A 16826-nucleotide genomic window follows, 5' to 3' on the forward strand; every position below is an offset into this window, starting at 1 on the left:
CATGGGTAACGGCTCTGGAACCAAGGTGCTGCGCGACGTCCTCGAGATCAGAGATGACGTGCACTCCGGCGACTTCAAGGTGGAGTTGACCGCCGGAGTCGCCGACGAGGCCAAGACCAAGCAGCTTATCGACGAGTACGTGGTTACCGATCAGTTGCGCAAGGCGTTCGCCGACGCGTTGAATCTGGTCAAAGCCGCCTATACCACGCGCACCTCGCACGCCGCGTACCTGCACGGCTCGTTCGGATCCGGGAAGTCCCATTTCCTGACGGTTCTCCATGCGGTGCTGAACAACGACACCGATGCCCGGGCGAAGGCTGGCCTCCAGCCTGTCATCGCGGACCACGACTCATGGCTGCGTGGACGCAGCTTCCTGATGGTGCCTTACCACCTCGTTGGCGCCACTGACATCACCTCGGCGCTGCTCAGCGGTTACGTGCGCACCGTAGGCGAGAAGCACGATAAGGCGCCGACGCCAGCGGTCTACCGGGACCAGCAGTTGATGGCCGACGCGCGGCGCCAGCGGCAGTTTTTCGGCGATGACGCCCTGTTCGCGCAATGGCTCGGCGGTGGTTCCAGGCAACACCCGGCGGCCGCGGGCAGGGCGGCGCCAGACGACGACCTCGAGCCGTTGGATGCCTCCGCGCCCGGCGCCGCTTCACAGTCTTGGTTGGCCGCCGACCTCGACACCGCCCTCGACGAGCACACCCCACCCGGCGACGCCACGCGCGGCCGCTTAGTACAGGCGCTGCTGGATGGGCCGCTGAGCAGTTACAAGTCCGCGGTTCACGGCGCGGACGGCGGGTTTGTCTCGCTCGATGACGGTCTGTCCGCGATCTCGCACCATGCCCAGAGCCTCGGCTACGACGGGATCGTGCTTTTCCTCGATGAACTGATCCTGTGGCTCCAAGCCCACCTGGGTGAGCGCACGTTCATCAACACCCAGGTGCAACTGCTGGTCAAGCTCATCGAGTCGGCCAACAACGACCGGCCGATCCCGATCGTGGCGTTCGTCTCGCGGCAGCGGAACCTGTCGGTGTTGATCGGCGAGGACATCGTCGGCGCGGACGTGAAGAACCTCGAGGCCCAGGCCAACTACTTGGCAGAGCGATTCGACGTGATCGAGCTCGAAGACCGGAATTTGCCGGCGATCATCCGGGAGCGGGTGCTGCGTCGTCGGCCGGGAGGCGAGTCGGCGATCGACGCCGCTTTCGACGCGGTGGAGACGGCCGGCGCCAAGGACCGCGACATCCTCCTCGACGCGCACGGCGCCACGCAGGCGGACTGGGATGACTTCCGCAGCGTCTACCCGCTGACTCCCGCTCTGCTCAACACTCTGGTCGCGATCTCCAATGCGCTTCAGCGAGAGCGCTCTGGGCTCAAGCTCGTCTACGAATTGCTCCGCAACAACGCCGAGACGCCACTTGGCAATCCGATCCCGCTGGGCGAGTTGTGGGATGTGCTCACCGCGCGCACCGGTGCACCGTTCACCGACCGGCTCAAGACAGAGGCCGAACGCGCCCAGAAGCTTCACGGGGAGGTTGTGCGAACCCTGCAGGAGCGCTACCAGGGCGATCCCGACGACACGCGGCTGCGTCAGGACGACCTGCTGATCAAGACGCTGCTGCTATCGGCGCTCGCCCCAGACGTGCCGGCGCTTCGCCAGTTGACCGGCGGGAAGCTGGCTGCGCTCAACTACGGCGTACTCACCTCGCGGCTGACCAGCGCCGGTAGCGCGGCCGTCAAACGGATGCGCGAGTTGGCCGCGGAATTCTCCGGACAGATCCGCTCGGACGGCGACCAGGCCGATCCGGTGTTCACCGTGCACCTGTCCGATCTCGACGTCAAACCGCTGCTGGATGCCTGCGACGACGCCGACCGCCCGGGCTCGCGCCGCATCTGGGTCAAAAAGCTGCTGTGGGATGCATTCGGCGTACCGATGGACCAGACTGCCGATGCGGAACAGCGCGCAGTCATTTGGCAGGGCACCCAGCGACGCGTCGAGTTCGTCTTCGGCAACGTCCGCGACTCCCATTCGGTAAGCAGCGGCCGATTCGAACCCGACACCGCTGGCCACATCAAGATCGTCATTGACTACCCCTTCGACGAGCCGGACCACTCGCCCAACGACGACAAGGCGCGGGTGGAGGCGATGGTGCGCGGCGGTACCAGCGCGCCGACGGTGGTGTGGCTGCCCGACTTCCTCTCGGTCAGCTGCACGAACCTGCTCGGAAGGCTGCTGCGCACCGAGTCGCTGCTGCGCGGCGACCGACTGGAAGAGGTCGCCAGCCACCTCTCGGCCGAGGACCGTCTACGGGTCAAGCAGCAGCTCCAGGTCAGCGCCGCGAACCTGACGCAGCAGCTTACCGAGGCGATCTTGCAGGCCTACGGCCTGGTCAAGGGCGAGGAGCGCAACATCGGCTCCACCGTGACCGACGGCGAGCACCTGCTGTCCCTGCTCCCCGGCCACCGTCCGGTACTCCGCAGGTCCGAGGGCTTCGAGAAGGCCATGCTGCGGATCGCGCAGGATCTGTTCACCGGCCTGCACCCGGGACACCTTAACCTCGATCCGCAGGGCAAGGGCGATCTGGTCACGCTGCGCGACCTCAAGACCGTGCAGGCGCTCGTAGCTGCGGCGGTCGAGGACGGGTCGATGCGCACGGTCGTCGAGAGTTCCAAGCTGCTGCTCGCGCGGAGGATCGTGCACGGGCTCCAACTCGGCGAAGTGCACGACGGGCCGCTGAACGTTTCGACCGAGTGGCGCAGGCGCCTCGACCAGCAGGCTGCGAAGGCGGGCGTCGATCCAGGCGCTGACCTGAAGGTCGAACAGTTACGCGCCTGGCTCGGAGAGCTGGGGTTCACCGGGCTGGATCGCAACGCCTCGAACCTGATCATTTCCTGCTATGCGATGGTTGCGGACAAGACATGGGTCTACCACCAGTCCCCGGTCGCCGCGCCCGAGCTTGAGCGGATCGGCGAGGGCTACGCGCTACGTTCCCAGGAACTCCCGGACGAGCAGCAGTACACCGCAGCCTGTGCGAAGGCGGCCGGGGTGTTCGGTCTGAGGTTCCCGCCGGTACGCAACGCGCGCAACACCGCGCAGCTGGCCGCGGAGGTCCGGGCACAGGTCGGCCGTTATGAGGGGCCGGTGAAAAACCTCTTGGACTCTCTCCGCGCCGACACGCACGCCGCGCTGCTCGGCCTGGAGGCCGGGAACGCCCGCACCACCTCGGTGACCGAGGCTGCCGAGCTTCTCGCGAAGCTCTCGCGGCACCACGACAAGGACAGCGATACGGCCCTGGTCGGGGAGCTTGCCACCCACGCCTACCCGGTCAGCGACCAGGTTATGGGCAACACGATCAAATCCGCCCAGGAGGTCCTGACCGCGCTCGACGCGACCCAGTGGTCCATGGTGGAGATGGTTCGGGATATGGCCGAGCGCGCCGACGACATCGGCGAGCAGGCCCGGTCGCTGGCGAACCGGCTGACCAAGGCAGCAAACAGCGAGGAGTTCGTCGCCTCCCTGCCCGAGGCCCTGGCCGAGACGTACAACCGCGGCCTTGTCCTGCTTGGCGAGTCGCAGCGGCGCGCTGCCGTAGCGGTCGAGCGCGTCACGCCGCCCGCAGTACCGGACGGCCCGACGGTGCCGGATCCTGCGCCGCGCAACGCCGGCGATGTGCCGTTGCCCTTGGACGAGCAAGAGCTCGCTCCACGCCGCGCAAAGCGCGCGCGATCCGCGAGCATGCTCGAATCGATTAGCCGGGACGTCCTGGCCGAGGCCAGCGCCTATGCCTCTGCGCATCCCGATGCGGTGATCGAGATCATGTGGCGCCCGGTCGTCGATGAAGAAGGAGCCTGATACGGTGCCCACGGCAGCCGAGCAAACCTCCCAGCGGGCGCCCCGGATCAGCCGGAGCGTGCTGGCCGGGCTTGTTCGCGGCGAACTCGAGCGCAAGCGCGCGCAGCTCTTGCTCGTGCACGCCGACTCGTCCGAGTGGTCGGGCACGGACGGATCATTCGCCCTCAATGTCATTGGCCTGCGTTACCAGGTGAGCGTCGTCGAGTGCGGCAGCGTTCTGGCTGCGGCGGACGCATGGGAACGGCACCAAGCGGCACAGACTGGATCCGACGTCCGGGTCCTGGTGATCACAACCTCGGTTCCGGACGAGGACCTGGGGCTGAGCCTGCGCGCGTATGCGGCGCATCAGGCCACGATCACCGTGCGACGCGACGAACTGGTTCTCGAGCAGTTCAACCTGCGCGAACTCGACTGGCGCCTGAGCCGTGAGCAGTGGCTGCTCGACGCGCTTCTCGATGCCGCGCCGCCCGGCGGGTGGGCGGCCGGACGAAAGCGCATCGGAACCGTGCTGACCAGAGACGCCGCCGCCGCTGCCCTGTTGGAGGCGCGCACTGGGCTGGCAGGCGAGGACGACGGCCTGACCGCTCCGGATATCGGCACGCTTCTCGAATGGAGCGCGCAGGGAGCCGGCTCTCAGCGTTACGCGGAGCTGTCGGGAGCCGAACGCGACGGCTTGGCCGCCTGGATGCGGGAGACCTCCGGTGCTCCCGCCGCGCTGGTGCTGCGTCTGGCCGAGCTCGGCCGGGGCGCGGACGCGGTGCCCCTCGGGCTGCTGTGGAGATCCGCGAACGGTCACGGCGACGCGTTGCTGCTGATCGGGGCGCTGTTCGGTCACGGCGGGCCCACGACCGGGGACCTGGACGCTCTGGCCACGGCGGCGGAAGGAGCCGTCGCCCGGTGGATTACCGCAGCGGCGCGCTCCTCGGCCGCGACCGCGACGGGCCAGCGTGATCGGGTACTGGCCGCGGTGGCCCGCGCCGAACAACTCGCCTCCGCAAGCCGCCATCTGACCGCCGGATTCCGAGAGAGCGCCGTCCTGCCGCTGGGCTTCTCCGCGCGGTGGAACGAATTCGCCCAGGCGCTCGCACACGAGTCGGGCTCGAGTGCTGCTGCTGCGGTGGCGGAGAAGTACGACGCGCTATGTCGGCACCGTCTCGCCGCGCTCTTCCCGCAGCGGATCGAACTGGCCGAGATGGCGCTGCGCGTGGTCCGGTGGCTGGCCCGCACCGCCGAAGCGACGGCGGCTCAGCCAAAATCCGTCGCCGCGCATCTATCCCGGCACATCGACGAGCTCGCCTGGGTCGATCGTGCGCTGAACACGTTGCACCACGGAGACCCCTACCTCGATCCTGACCAAGATTCAGCCGACTACGTCGCCTCGGTCTTGCGCGAGCTCCACGACCGTGCGCGCACCGCCCGCTCCGCAATGGACACCGCGTTCGCAGAGATCCTCGCCCGCTGGACGCCCGCAGCCGATGCAGCCCATCCCGGCGGTGTCCTGCCGATCGAGGCGGTGATGGAGACAGTGGTCGCGCCCTTGGCAGCAGGCATCGACCGGGCGCCAATGATCCTCGTGATCGACGGGATGTCCGGCGCCGTCGCCGTCGAATTAGCCGAGGAGATGACACGGCGCAACCAGTGGACCGAGATCGCGCTCACGGGCCAGGGCCGCAAGTCCCGTATGACCGCGTGTGCGATGGTGCCCTCGATCACCGTGGTCAGCCGTTGCAGTCTGCTGTCAGGGACTGCGAGCAAGGGCGGTCAGGAGCGTGAGAAGGCAGGGTTCGCGGCGTTCTGGCGGGCCCACGGATATGCAGCGAGCCTGTTCCACAAAGCCGATATCCCGGGCGAGGGCGCCGGAGCGCGCCTTAGCGGTCGATTGACGCAGGAGCTTTCCGGCCCAGGGGTGGTCGGGGTGGTGCTCAACGACGTGGACGACGCGCTGGACAAGGGCGCCCGCGGCGACCGTGCCCGATGGGCGCATGAGAGCCTCACCCACCTCGCCGTCCTGCTCGACGCCGCGAGCGCGTACGGTCGCCCGGTCGTGATCGTTAGCGATCACGGCCACGTGCTGGACCGATCCACGGCACAGGATTCACCGGCGCGAACAACGAGCACTGACCGAAGCCAGCGCTACCGCAGCACCGACGGCGAACCCGCTGGCCCGGGCGAGGTGGTGCTCACCGGGCTGCGCGTGCTCGAGCACGGCGGCAGCCTCGTCGCGGCGGTGAGCGAGCCGCTCAGGTACACCTCGAGGAAGGCCGGCTACCACGGGGGCGCGTCCCTGGCCGAGATGGCCATACCGGTTCTGGTGTTCCTCCAGGCCGGGCAGCCCGTGCCCGAAGCTACGGGCGGGCCCGAGTGGAGCGTGCTGAACCAAAGCCAGACGACCCCTGTGTGGTGGAGCGGCGAACAACCGCCCGGCGGCGTGGTTCAGGCACAGCCGGCACCGCGCAAACGTCCTGCCCGAGGCGCTGTGCCCTCGAGCGAGACCGGGGCCGAAGCCCTGTTCTCTCTCGAACCGGGCCAGGGCACGACAGCGAACGCGGCGCCCACACGGCCGGCCTCCCCCTTGCTCGGCTCGCTCGTTGTGGCCAGCGAAGCCTACGCACGCCAGCGCAAGTTCGTGCCGAAGATGAAGGACGCCGAGGTCACTGCGGTAATCGACGCGCTGGACGCGGCCGGAAGGACGCTTCCGGCCGCAGCGCTCGCCCAAGCCGTCGGGCGGTCCGGCACGCTGTTCGACGGGTTCGTCGCCAACCTCGAGCGGCTTCTGAACATCGACCAGTATCCGGTGGTCTCCCGGATCGACGCGGGGCGCACCATCCGGCTCGACACAGAACTGCTGCGCGAGCAGTTCGGCCTCGGGCGCCGCTAGGGTGTCAGCGAGCACGATCATGGCAGTGAAACGTCAGGGAGAACGCAGATGACGGCGCCCACGCCGACGGAAGCCGAGGTGTCGGTCAGCCCGGTCCGGCGACGGCAGATCGTGGACGCACTGCGTCGCGGCACCGTGCCGCAAACCGGCCTCGACCTGTTCGCCGTCGGGATGCAGCGGTTCGTTCCGGCTCTGGACGAACAACTGTCCGCGGTCGCAGCGGGAGCCGCAGCATTCCAGGCGGTGCGCGGCGAATACGGAAGCGGCAAGACCTTCTTCGCCCGGTATCTCGCCGAGTGCGCGCGCAGAGCCGGCCTTGCCACCAGCGAGATCCAGATCTCCGAGGGCGAGACGCCGCTGCACCGGCTCGAGACGGTCTACCGACGGCTCACCGAGCATCTGACCACCTCCACACACCAGCCCAGCGCACTGACCGCCGTGATCGACTCATGGCTCTACACATTGGAGGAGGACGCCGCAGAGCAGCTCGGCGCGAGCGCCGACGACCCCGAACAGGTCTCGGCGGCCGTCGAGGGCCTGCTCGAACAGCGCCTCGCCGTCGTCGCCACCACGGCCCCGGCGTTCTCCGCAGCACTGCGCGGCTACCGCCAATCTCGCCTGTCCGGAGACACGAGCACCGCTGAAGCGCTCGCGGCCTGGCTGGGAGGTCAGCCGAGCGTGGCTGCCGCCGCGAAACGCGCCGCAGGGGTGCGCGGTGACCTGGACCACACCGCCGCGCTCGGCTTTCTGCGCGGCCTGCTCACTGTGCTCCGGGAAAGCGGCCATCCAGGATTGCTCGTCGTACTCGACGAGATCGAGACGCTGCAGCGCGTGCGCTCCGACGTTCGGGAGAAGGGCCTCAACGCCCTGCGCCAACTGATCGACGAGATCGATGCCGGGCACCTGCCCGGCCTGTTCCTCGTGATCACCGGCACCCCGGCGTTCTTCGATGGCCAACAGGGCGTGCAGCGACTGGCGCCATTGGCCCAACGACTGGCCACCGACTTCACCACCGACCCCCGATTCGATTCCGCGCGCGCAGTCCAACTGAGGCTCACCGGCTTCGACATCGACCGCCTGACTGAACTCGGCAACCGGGTCACAGCCCTGTACGCGAACGGTGCTCGCAACCCCGACCGCGTCGCGCGATTCGCGGACGACGCCTACCTTCGCGACCTGGCCTGCGCGGTCGCCGGGCACCTGGGCGGGCAGGTCGGCATCGCACCGCGCCTGTTCCTGCGCAAACTGGTCGCCGACGTACTCGACCGAATCGACGAGTTTCCCGACTTTGACCCGCGCAAGCACTATCGCCTTACCGTCAACGACGCCGAGCTCACCGAGGCCGAGCGCAACGCCGGCGCGGCGACCCGCGCCGACGAGGTCGAGCTGGACCTGCCGTGATCACGGCGCACAGCGGCGAGGATGAGGATCCGTTCGCCGCGCTGCATCCGGTGCTCGCCCACCACATCGTCAATACTCTGGGATGGCGGAATCTACGCCCCCTGCAGCGCGCGGCGATCCGCCCGCTGCTCGCGGGAGCAGACGCGGTGCTGCTCGCGCCGACGGCCGGCGGGAAGACCGAAGCCGCGCTCTTCCCGCTGCTGACCGCGATGGATCGAGACCGGCGCCGCGGCTTAAGCGTGCTCTATCTGTGCCCAATCAAGGCCCTGCTCAACAACCTCGCGCCCCGCGTCGGCAGTTACACTGACTGGATCGGCCGGCGGACAGCGCTCTGGCACGGCGACATCGGAGCCGGAGCGCGTCGGGCGCTGCTCCGCGAGCCGTCCGACATCCTGCTGACTACTCCCGAGTCGTTGGAAGCGATGCTCGTCTCGGTGAACGTGGACGAGCAGGACCTGTTCCGCAGCCTCGCCGCCGTGGTGATCGACGAAGTGCACGCGTTCGCTTCCGACGACCGCGGCTGGCACCTGCTGGCCGTCCTCGAAAGGCTCAGCAGATTGTGCGGTCGCCCGCTCCAGCGCATCGGGCTGTCCGCCACCGTCGGCAACCCCGAACAACTCGCGGCCTGGCTCCAAGGTGCGAACCCCACGGGACGCAAGCCCGAGGTCATCGCGGCCGGTACAGGCCCGCTCTCGCCTCATCCGCGCGCTGCAGACCTCGAACTGGACTACGTCGGTTCGCTGGAAAATGCCGCGCGCGTCATCGCCGCGCTGCACACCGGCCAGAAGCGACTCGTGTTCTGCGACGCCCGGCGCCAGGTCGAGCAACTCGGCCAAGCGCTCAACGCCCTCGGCGTGCAAACCTTCCTCTCCCACGCCTCGCTTTCGGCCGACGAACGCCGACGCAGCGAGACCGCGTTCGCCGAGGCCAGGGACTGCGTCATCATCGCCACGTCCACCCTCGAACTCGGCATCGACGTAGGCGACCTCGACCGGGTCATCCAGATCGACGCGCCGAACACCGTCGCCTCCTTCCTCCAGCGACTCGGGCGGACCGGCCGGCGCCCGCAAACCGAGCGCAACTGCTTGTTCCTGGCGACCGGCGAACGCCAACTCCTTCAGGCCGCCGGACTACTCCACCTGTGGGGACAAGGGTTCGTGGAACGGGTCGCCGCCCCGCCCGAGCCGCTGCATCTCGTCGCCCAGCAGGTGATGGCGCTGTGCCTGCAAAAAGGCAGAGTCGGCGACCGCCTGTGGGAGCAGGAGTGGAACGGCCTGACCCCATTCGACGCCGAAGCCGCCCCCATTGTCGAACACCTGCGCAGCGAAGGGTTCCTCGACGCGGACGGAGGCATGCTCTTCGTAGGCCCTACAGCCGAGCACCGCTTCGGCCGTCGCCACTTCATGGAGCTGACCGCGTCCTTCACAGCACCGCCGCAGTTCACGGTGCTCGCAGGACGCACCGAGATCGGCCAAGTCGAGCCCGGACTCCTCACGGCATTCGCCGACGGCCCGCGCCGGATCCTTCTGGCCGGACGCAGTTGGCAGATCACGTTCATCGACTGGGCACGACGTAGATGCCAGGTCGAGCCCGCCGACGGCGGCGGCCGCGCCAGGTGGGGAGCATCCGCGGAGCGTGGCGGCCTGTCCTTCGAGCTGACCCAGGCGATGCGCACAGTCCTCCTCGGAGAAGACCCCCCCGTGCGCCTCACCCGTCGCGCGGAAACCGCGCTCGCCAAGGCGAGGGAGAAAGGGAGCACTCTGGTACATCCGGATGGGCTGATCATCGACGTCGGTGACCGCGCCACCAGGGTGCGGTGGTGGACCTGGGCAGGGCATCGCGCGAACCTCACCCTCGCGGCGTCTTTGACCGAAGCCGGCGGCCCCGGGTGGTCGAGCGCACCCGCCGTGAGCGACCGGTGGATCGCGATCCCTCGAGAGCTGACCTTCGCCGAGTGGAAGGAGGTGTCCGCCATCGCCCGAAATCGTCCGCTTCGCGCCCCGGCTCCTGACCCCAACGCCCTTCAAGGCCTGAAATTCTCCGAAGCCCTGCCAAAGCAGTTGGCCGAGCGGGTACTCGCCACGCGCCTGGCTGACTACGAGGGCGCACGCCACGTATTCTCAGTCCCCACACACTGGCACGCTGGCCGTGATCTGTAGTTTGAGGCGGTGGGCGCTTGGCCGCATTCGGCGCGCAAGCCCGCGTCGCGACCGCCCGGACGCCCGGGGTAGCGGCTGGCGAGAGGGCGCCTAGAGGGGGTCCTGATACCGTCCCGGCATGGCGAGAGAGCCCGTGCTGCGCGGTTATCTGTTGGAAGAGTGCCTGGCATGGTTGCTGCGCGGCAGCGGATACCGGCTGCTGGTGAGCGTCGAGGACGACCCGGTGGAGCTCGAGGCCCAAGGCCAGGAGCTTCGGGTGCGCGGTCGGGGCACCAGCCACCAGGTCGACGTGCTCGGCGAACTCGCCTTCACCCCGGCGTTTTCGCTGCCGGTGTGGATGTTCCTCGAGGCGAAGTACTACTCCACCCCGTGTCGGCTCGAAGTGGCGCGCGACGCCCACGGCGTGATCGACGACGTGAACGAGAATTACGCGAACCGCCCCGCCACCGGTCGTCCGCAACGCCGCTTCCACTACGCGTACGCGCTGTTCTCGGCCAGCGGCTTCACCAGCGGGGCCCAACAGTATGCCCTGGCGCAGCAGATCTCTCTGATCGACTTGTCCGTCCCCGCATTTACCTGGCTGCTCGAACCCATCGCGAAGGCAGCCGGAAAGCTTATCGGCGCCAGGAGCGCTACGGCATCGAGAAGTTCCCTGTGAGCTGGCTGCGTGTGCGGCTGCGGACCTTGCTCCGCACGCTCTCCGCCGAGGACCTGCCCGACATCGAAACCGCCGCGCCGCAGTTCGCCGCAGCGGCTGATCAAGTGCTCGCCGCGCTCGCCCAGACCCTGCATGCCCACCAGAACACCCATCTGCTGCTCGGCTTTCCGGCGGCACCGTTCGTGCTCGCGCTGCGCGCCGAGGACAAGGCGGCGTTCCGTGCGTTCGCGGCCAAGCAGCCACCCGGTGCGCATCCGGCGCACCAACGATGAGTGGCTGGCGAGCCCTGTCGGGGACGAGAACGCCTATCAACTCGCCTTCACCATGCCCGAGCAGGTAGAGGCGTGGATCACCGGAAACGAGGACGAACGTGTCGCCCGCACCCGGCAGATCAAAGCCGATCTGCTATCTGCCATCACGATCTACGACGTCGCGGACAAAGACGGCGAACCTCTTGTCTACCAGCTACGTTACGCCGCCGGCTCCCTGCGCCATCGGTGAACCGGCTTCGCCGTGGTTCATGCCACCGTGCGACGCAGACGAGACCACTCGGCGCTCGGACAGGTGAGCCGACATGCGCGGTCCCGCCGCGTGCGTTGACGGGACCGCGCGAACGCCCGTTCAGCCGTCACACGGATGCCTCCACCACGTCCAGCAGTGAGTGCAGGGGCGCGGCGTCTGTGGGCGCGCGGCCGAACGCCGTGGCCAGTTCGCCGAGTACTGCTGGCAGTTACCCCTGCCCGGGCAACCGGCAAAACCGATAAAAGTCGGAAATCAGTGTCCTGAAATTGGCTCGGTGGACCCAGAGTCAGCGCCGGTCACCTCGCACTTAGCGAATGAACGTACCTTGATCTACCGACGCCGTTGAGCCGAAGTAGTTCCGTCAATCCAGCAGGTGCGCGTACCCGGTGTTCGGAAAGGAGTGGCTGTGGTCGATGTGGCACGCAGTCGGCAGCAGGCCGTGCGCAGTTCAGGGCTATGAACGTGTCGATGATCGACTGAACGCGGCGTGCCGCAGCAGCCCGTCAGAATGGCCAGGATCTCCGCCGATCGCAAGACGGTACGTAGGTGCCGATTGTGGCCGGGCCTCCCGCTCGTGTAGGCATACCGGCCAGGCTGCGCCCGACCGGCAGCCCACCACAAATTGCGAGCGAGGCCCGGCCACAACCGGCACCTACGTACCGTCTAGCGCGTCGCACTCGACGGTTCCGGCCGAGCCGCTTCTGTGTAATCGTCAGTGGACGTGGTAGATCCGCGCTCGTGCCAATCGAGCAGTGAGATGACCTGGGCTGAAGGCTCTTGATGCAGTGCAAGGTCGGGTGCTGTGTCAATGACGGCGTCCGGTGTTCTCGCGGTGATGATGTGGAACAGGTCGCGTGGCACCGCGCACTGCTCGATCAAGACGTTCTCATCGATGTCTTCGTGAGCCAGGAGTTCAAGTGTTCGCGGTAGCAGTGAGGGCTGCTCGATCCGGATCATGCGGCCCGGTTCGTCGCGTCGCCAGCCCCGCGCGGAGATCGTCGCCATCGCGTTGCGATAGGAGATGTCGCTGAGCGTCTCGAGTCGGCGGGCCCGGTAGAGCAGGGCCTGCATGCTCACGCCCCACTGCTCCTTGAGCTGTCCGAGCGTTCGCCAGGGGCGCCCGCTCATCGTGGTCGGCAGCAGCTCCCGGATTCCGGCGGCGGGCATGAGCAGTTCGGAGGCGAAGCGGTTGGCCTGCTCCTCCACGATGCGGCTCCCCGGCTCGGCGTCGGAGTGCATCACGAGATGCCCGAGTTCGTGCGCGACGTCGAAGCGCTGCCGGTAGTAATCGTGCTTGAGCGGGTTGAGCACCACTACCGGGCGCAAGGGCCCGACGAAAGAGTAGGCGTCGACGGACGAGGTCTGAACCGGGCTGAACACCACCAACACGCCGCGGTTTTCCAGTATCCGCACCAGGTGTGCGATCGGCTCCTCGCCCAGTCCCCACACCTCACGGACCAGGCGGGCGGCCTGTTCCGGGCCGTCGCCATCCGCGTCCTCCACGTGCACCGGGTACTCCGGCAGATCCGGCTCGGGGAACTCGACGTACCGCTCGAAGGTGCCCGCGATGTCGATGGCCAGCTGCCCGTAGGCGATTGCCTGGTCGCGGCTGAGCTGGCTGGTCGAGCGCAGCGAGCGGAAGTGAGCGGTGGTTTTCAGCACCGTGACGTCCTCGGGGCGCACGGCGAAGAACGCAGGGTCGACCGATAGGCCCAGAGCAAGCTGTGCCACGGTGGAGGCCGTGGGGCGTTTGGCGTTCGACTCGAACGCCGCCACCGCGGTCGGGCTCTTGTCCACCCGGGCCGCCAGCTCGTTCTTGCGCAACCCGGCGAGCTGGCGGGCGAGAGTGAGGCGGGAACCGTCGAACAGATGGGCGACATCGGTTGCGCGTGACGTCGTCCTTCTGGCTTTGCTCATCGTTCGCCGCTCGCGCGTCCGGTGCGTCGGGTGGCGGCCGGGCGCAGTCGGACGGTGGCATCCTCGACGGCGATCGGGTCGGGGCCGATCGGCATGGGGCTGGGGTTGGGCACCGGGGTGCGGCCGCCGTCGTCCATCGGGGGCAGCGTGAGCAGGTCCTGTCTCCAGTGCCAGGCCGGTCCGCCGCCGGTGTTCAGTCGGGCGCGGCCGAGGACGAGTTCGCGCCCGTTGTGGGCAACGTCCTGGGTGTGGCCCACGACCAGGGTATCGAGGTCGAGCTTGAGCACCGCATTGAGCATCTCGGCCAAGCCGCCGATCTCCTCGGCCGCGAAGTCCTCGAACAGCGTCGGCTGATCCGAGTCGGGGCTGGGTTGCCTAGCCACGCGCTGCTTCGTCGTGCTCTTGCGCGGCCACGGCACGGTGTCGAGGTGCCCGTACTGCGCGGCGGCCAGCAGCCAACGCCAGTGCGTCCACCGCCATCCAGGGCTGCCGTTGAGGTCTTCTCGGACGACCAGACCCGGGGCGAGCGCCGGCATCGTCTCGATGTCACGCTTCGTCAGCGCGGCGTGCACGAGATCGAGGCTGACCTGCTGGTCGGCGTTACCCGGCGGAATCGCGTACTTTCCAGTGGAGAAGACGCGGTCGAGCCGGTCGCGGATCAGTGTGTACCGCATGGTGCCGGCGAACGCGGCGTCGTGGCCGTCGTCCTCGGAGAAGTCCTCGAGCACACGACTGGTGGCCGAGTCGTACGCCCACCGGATACCGCCGAGCACGCCCGCTTCCCCGAACGTCTCGATCACGTCCTGCTGCTCACTCATGTCGCCGAGGATACACCACAGACAGCATCTTGTGCGTGAAAATGAACCATGGGGAGTACAGTCGGTCTCTGACTGCACTGCGGCCTGTGATCGTGCCGCTCTGCTCCGTGCCCTTGAAGATCGACACTATAGGAACGGGAGGGTGTGATGAGCGCGATGGATTCGGGGTCCTTGCTGTTCAATAGGGGCGAGCTGACCGAGGTTCTGCGTATGCGCAGGGCCGAGGCTCTGCGGCAGGTGGACCAGTGGGAGGGGGAGGAGCTCCTGCGGATCCCGGCGGCCGAGGTCATCGATGCCGTCGTCGCCGAGCACACGCTCGAATGCCCCCGGCTCGACCGGGACGCGATCGAGCACGTGGAGACCGGCGAGACCGTCGTCTCCGGTGTGCGCAACTTCGGTCGGGCGGGCATTGTGCAGGCGCAGACGAGGATCGTCGTCGCCGTCCCGTACACAGGTGACCGGCTCGTGTTCGACTTCAGGCCGCCCACCTTCCAGAGCGTCGTGCCGCGCGCGAGCGTGCTCGACGGCGAGCTCCACCTGGTCTGGATCGGCTCTGGGGAGCGGCCCGAGACCGTCAAGGCCTACTTCGGCAAGGAGCTCGACACGATCGAACTTTGGCTCTCCTGGTCGCGCACGGCCGTCGAGGCTTTTACCAGGGAGTTGCGCGCGGTGGTCGAAGGCCGCGTCCAGCAGCGCTACGCCGGGCTGCAGGCCCGCCAGAGTTTGACTGCCTCGCTCGGCTTCAAGCAGCGTTCGGCGTCCCCGACGTGTTCGACTGTTCCGATCACGCGCAGGAAGATCACCGTTGCGCGTCCGCCGAGCGTCGGACCGTTCCGGCCCGACCCCGCGCTCGACACACAGACGTACGAGCAGATTCTCGCGGTGCTCCGCTCCCAGATGATCTCGCTCGAACGGACCGCCTCCACCACCGCGAAGCTCGACGAGGAGGAGATCCGCGATCTTCTCCTATCAACTCTGAACGGGCAGTTCGATCTTGCCGGGCGTGCGAGGGGCGAGACCTTCAACTGCATGGGCAAGACCGACATTCTCGTGAACGTCGACGGAAAGAACGTCTTCATCGCCGAGTGCAAGTTCTGGCACGGGCCCAAGAAGTGGAGCGAGACCGTCGACCAACTGCTCCGGTACCTCACTTGGCGCGACACCAAGGGCGCTCTCCTGCTGTTCATGCGCCGCGGCGCGCCGTCGCACATCATCGCGGAGGCCGTGAGGACGATCGAGAATCACCGCAACTACAAAACCACAATCAATGTGGCCACGCCCCGGGAGCACGCCGACTTCGTCTTGCGCACCGACAGCGATCCGAACAGCGAGGTGACGTTCGCTCAGCTTCCGTTCCACCTCCCGCTCATCTAGCGGACCGCACGCCGTAAACCCGCCGTCGGACGATCGTGGTGCTGCCGAGATCAGGGGGGAAGAGGACTTGGAGTTAGCCTGCGCGATCGATCAGGTTGCACCGGGTGATCATGCCGGCCGCGGAGCGATCTGCGGTCGCATAGGTCTGGGGCACGGGCTGCCGGACAAGCCTCGAGGGTGCCGGTGCCGGTGCAGGCGGGGGGTCGGATAGTCAGGTCACGCCGGCGTCCAGGCGGGGAATGCGACTCTTCGGGGCCATCGGCCCCGGGCGAGAATCGCTCGACACGTCGGCATACGCGGACGACCGAGCCCCGGCCGAGAGCTCCACGGCCGAAATCCCGTTCAGCCGTGTCATCGACGGGAGGTAGCCTCAGTAACCATTCGAACGTCACGAACAGGGGAACGCGGATGAGCGACGACGGCCAGTTGAGCGAGCAGGGCAAGCAGGCGCTCGTGCAGCTGTTTCCGCGTATCAAGGCCTGGCGTGAGCGTACCTCTGCCGTGTCGTTGCGCCCGGCGCCCGGGAGCCAACTTGCCAAGGATGATCAGCTCGTTCATCCCTACCAGATCTCGCACGCAGCCACCGGCGCGCTCGTAAGCGCTGTCGACCACATGGACGCGCTTCGAACGCTCGTGGAAGACGCGCACGTCGTCCACGCGCGTGCCCCGCTGACGCTGCTGCGTGGATCGCTGGAGAACGCATCGGTCGCGGTGTGGCTGTTGGCGGCCTCGAATCGAAAGGAGAGGATACGGCGACGGCTGCGATGGCAGTGGGAGGACGAGAAGTACGGAGTGGAAGCCGCGAAGCTTATCGGCCGGCCGCACGGTCCCACCCTGGATGAGCGGAAGGCCAAGATCGCGGGCGTTGCCCGGGCGTGCGAGCTCGACGATGACGACGTGGCCAGGCTGTTTACGAGAGGTGTGAGTTTCGGATGGGTTGTGAAGACAGCCGGCGACGAAGCGCTCGGGGGCCCCCGCGGTGAGACGGCCAAGTTCGTCTGGATGGGCGCGAGCGGTATCGCTCACGTACAGAACTGGGCGGTTCTCTCGCTTCTTCAGCGCGAAGAGGTCGGCGACTCTTCCGAAGGCATCGTCGGACTACACCTCTCGGTGTCCGATAACTTCCTGTACTTGAGCTGGCTCGCAGCCGCCGCGATGATCGCTGAAGGCTGGCGCCTGCTGGACAAGCACAGCGGAAACCACCGCGGCTAGGCCCCGGCTCAACAGGTGCAGTCGGGCG

11 protein-coding genes are annotated in these 16826 nt (G+C 67.7%); 9 read left to right on the top strand and 2 right to left on the bottom strand.

The features are described 5' to 3' along the window. Position 1: 1 nt before the first annotated feature. The 7 genes from ACTRO_RS36570 to ACTRO_RS49255 all read left to right on the top strand — a co-directional run bounded on the left by ACTRO_RS36570 (position 2) and on the right by ACTRO_RS49255 (position 11456). Entirely contained in the window at positions 2 to 3859 is a 3858-nt protein-coding gene (locus ACTRO_RS36570) for a BREX-2 system ATPase PglY family protein (RefSeq protein WP_034270629.1), read from the top strand. A 4-nt stretch (positions 3860 to 3863) separates the two neighbouring features. After that, a complete protein-coding gene (gene pglZ, locus ACTRO_RS36575; RefSeq protein WP_169739992.1) occupies positions 3864 to 6737 on the top strand; it encodes a BREX-2 system phosphatase PglZ in 2874 nt (957 codons plus the stop codon). Between the two features lie 48 nt (positions 6738 to 6785). Continuing rightward, positions 6786 to 8138, top strand: coding sequence for a BREX system ATP-binding protein BrxD (brxD, locus tag ACTRO_RS36580; RefSeq protein ID WP_034270631.1), 1353 nt, complete (start codon positions 6786 to 6788; stop codon positions 8136 to 8138). Next, positions 8135 to 10297: a DEAD/DEAH box helicase gene (locus ACTRO_RS36585; RefSeq protein ID WP_211244530.1), complete on the top strand. Its 2163-nt coding sequence runs from the start codon at positions 8135 to 8137 to the stop codon at positions 10295 to 10297. Before brxD ends, ACTRO_RS36585 begins: the two co-directional genes overlap by 4 nt. 118 nt (positions 10298 to 10415) lie before the next feature. Continuing rightward, on the top strand, positions 10416 to 10955 hold the full coding sequence (locus tag ACTRO_RS49245; protein ID WP_211244531.1) for a hypothetical protein: 540 nt from the start codon (positions 10416 to 10418) through the stop codon (positions 10953 to 10955). Next, positions 10952 to 11227 carry a hypothetical protein gene (locus tag ACTRO_RS49250; protein WP_211244532.1) on the top strand — a complete coding sequence of 92 codons (276 nt, stop codon included), beginning with the start codon at positions 10952 to 10954 and terminating at the stop codon, positions 11225 to 11227. The genes ACTRO_RS49245 and ACTRO_RS49250 overlap by 4 nt, the downstream gene beginning before the upstream one ends. Beyond that, positions 11202 to 11456, top strand: coding sequence for a hypothetical protein (locus ACTRO_RS49255; protein WP_211244533.1), 255 nt, complete (start codon positions 11202 to 11204; stop codon positions 11454 to 11456). Before ACTRO_RS49250 ends, ACTRO_RS49255 begins: the two co-directional genes overlap by 26 nt. 684 nt (positions 11457 to 12140) lie before the next feature. Here the strand turns inward: ACTRO_RS49255 and ACTRO_RS36595 are convergent. Together ACTRO_RS36595 and ACTRO_RS36600 are read right to left on the bottom strand one after the other, a co-directional pair. Beyond that, positions 12141 to 13394: a helix-turn-helix domain-containing protein gene (locus tag ACTRO_RS36595; RefSeq protein ID WP_051451939.1), complete on the bottom strand. Its 1254-nt coding sequence runs from the start codon at positions 13392 to 13394 to the stop codon at positions 12141 to 12143. Next, on the bottom strand, positions 13391 to 14212 hold the full coding sequence (locus ACTRO_RS36600; RefSeq protein WP_034270633.1) for a hypothetical protein: 822 nt from the start codon (positions 14210 to 14212) through the stop codon (positions 13391 to 13393). Before ACTRO_RS36600 ends, ACTRO_RS36595 begins: the two co-directional genes overlap by 4 nt. Positions 14213 to 14359: 147 nt before the next feature. On the opposite strand from ACTRO_RS36600, the gene ACTRO_RS36605 reads away from it, so the two are divergent. Both ACTRO_RS36605 and ACTRO_RS36610 read left to right on the top strand, forming a co-directional pair. After that, the gene (locus ACTRO_RS36605; protein WP_051451940.1) at positions 14360 to 15586 is read left to right on the top strand and encodes a hypothetical protein; all 1227 of its coding nucleotides are present in this window, start codon (positions 14360 to 14362) and stop codon (positions 15584 to 15586) included. A gap of 408 nt (positions 15587 to 15994) precedes the next feature. Beyond that, entirely contained in the window at positions 15995 to 16798 is an 804-nt protein-coding gene (locus ACTRO_RS36610) for a hypothetical protein (protein WP_034270636.1), read from the top strand. The last annotated feature ends 28 nt before the right edge of the window (positions 16799 to 16826 follow it).

The sequence above is a fragment of the Actinospica robiniae DSM 44927 genome, from assembly GCF_000504285.1.
Taxonomy (GTDB): Bacteria; Actinomycetota; Actinomycetes; order Streptomycetales; family Catenulisporaceae; genus Actinospica; species Actinospica robiniae.

Coding starts and splice junctions, on each gene's coding strand:
- ACTRO_RS36570 (WP_034270629.1), top strand. CDS start 2: ATGGGTAACGGCTCTGGAACCAAGGTGCTGCGCGACGTCCTCGAGATC.
- brxD (WP_034270631.1), top strand. CDS start 6,786: ATGACGGCGCCCACGCCGACGGAAGCCGAGGTGTCGGTCAGCCCGGTC.
- ACTRO_RS49245 (WP_211244531.1), top strand. CDS start 10,416: ATGGCGAGAGAGCCCGTGCTGCGCGGTTATCTGTTGGAAGAGTGCCTG.
- ACTRO_RS36595 (WP_051451939.1), bottom strand. CDS start 13,394: ATGAGCAAAGCCAGAAGGACGACGTCACGCGCAACCGATGTCGCCCAT.
- ACTRO_RS36600 (WP_034270633.1), bottom strand. CDS start 14,212: ATGAGTGAGCAGCAGGACGTGATCGAGACGTTCGGGGAAGCGGGCGTG.
- ACTRO_RS36605 (WP_051451940.1), top strand. CDS start 14,360: ATGAGCGCGATGGATTCGGGGTCCTTGCTGTTCAATAGGGGCGAGCTG.
- ACTRO_RS36610 (WP_034270636.1), top strand. CDS start 15,995: ATGAGCGACGACGGCCAGTTGAGCGAGCAGGGCAAGCAGGCGCTCGTG.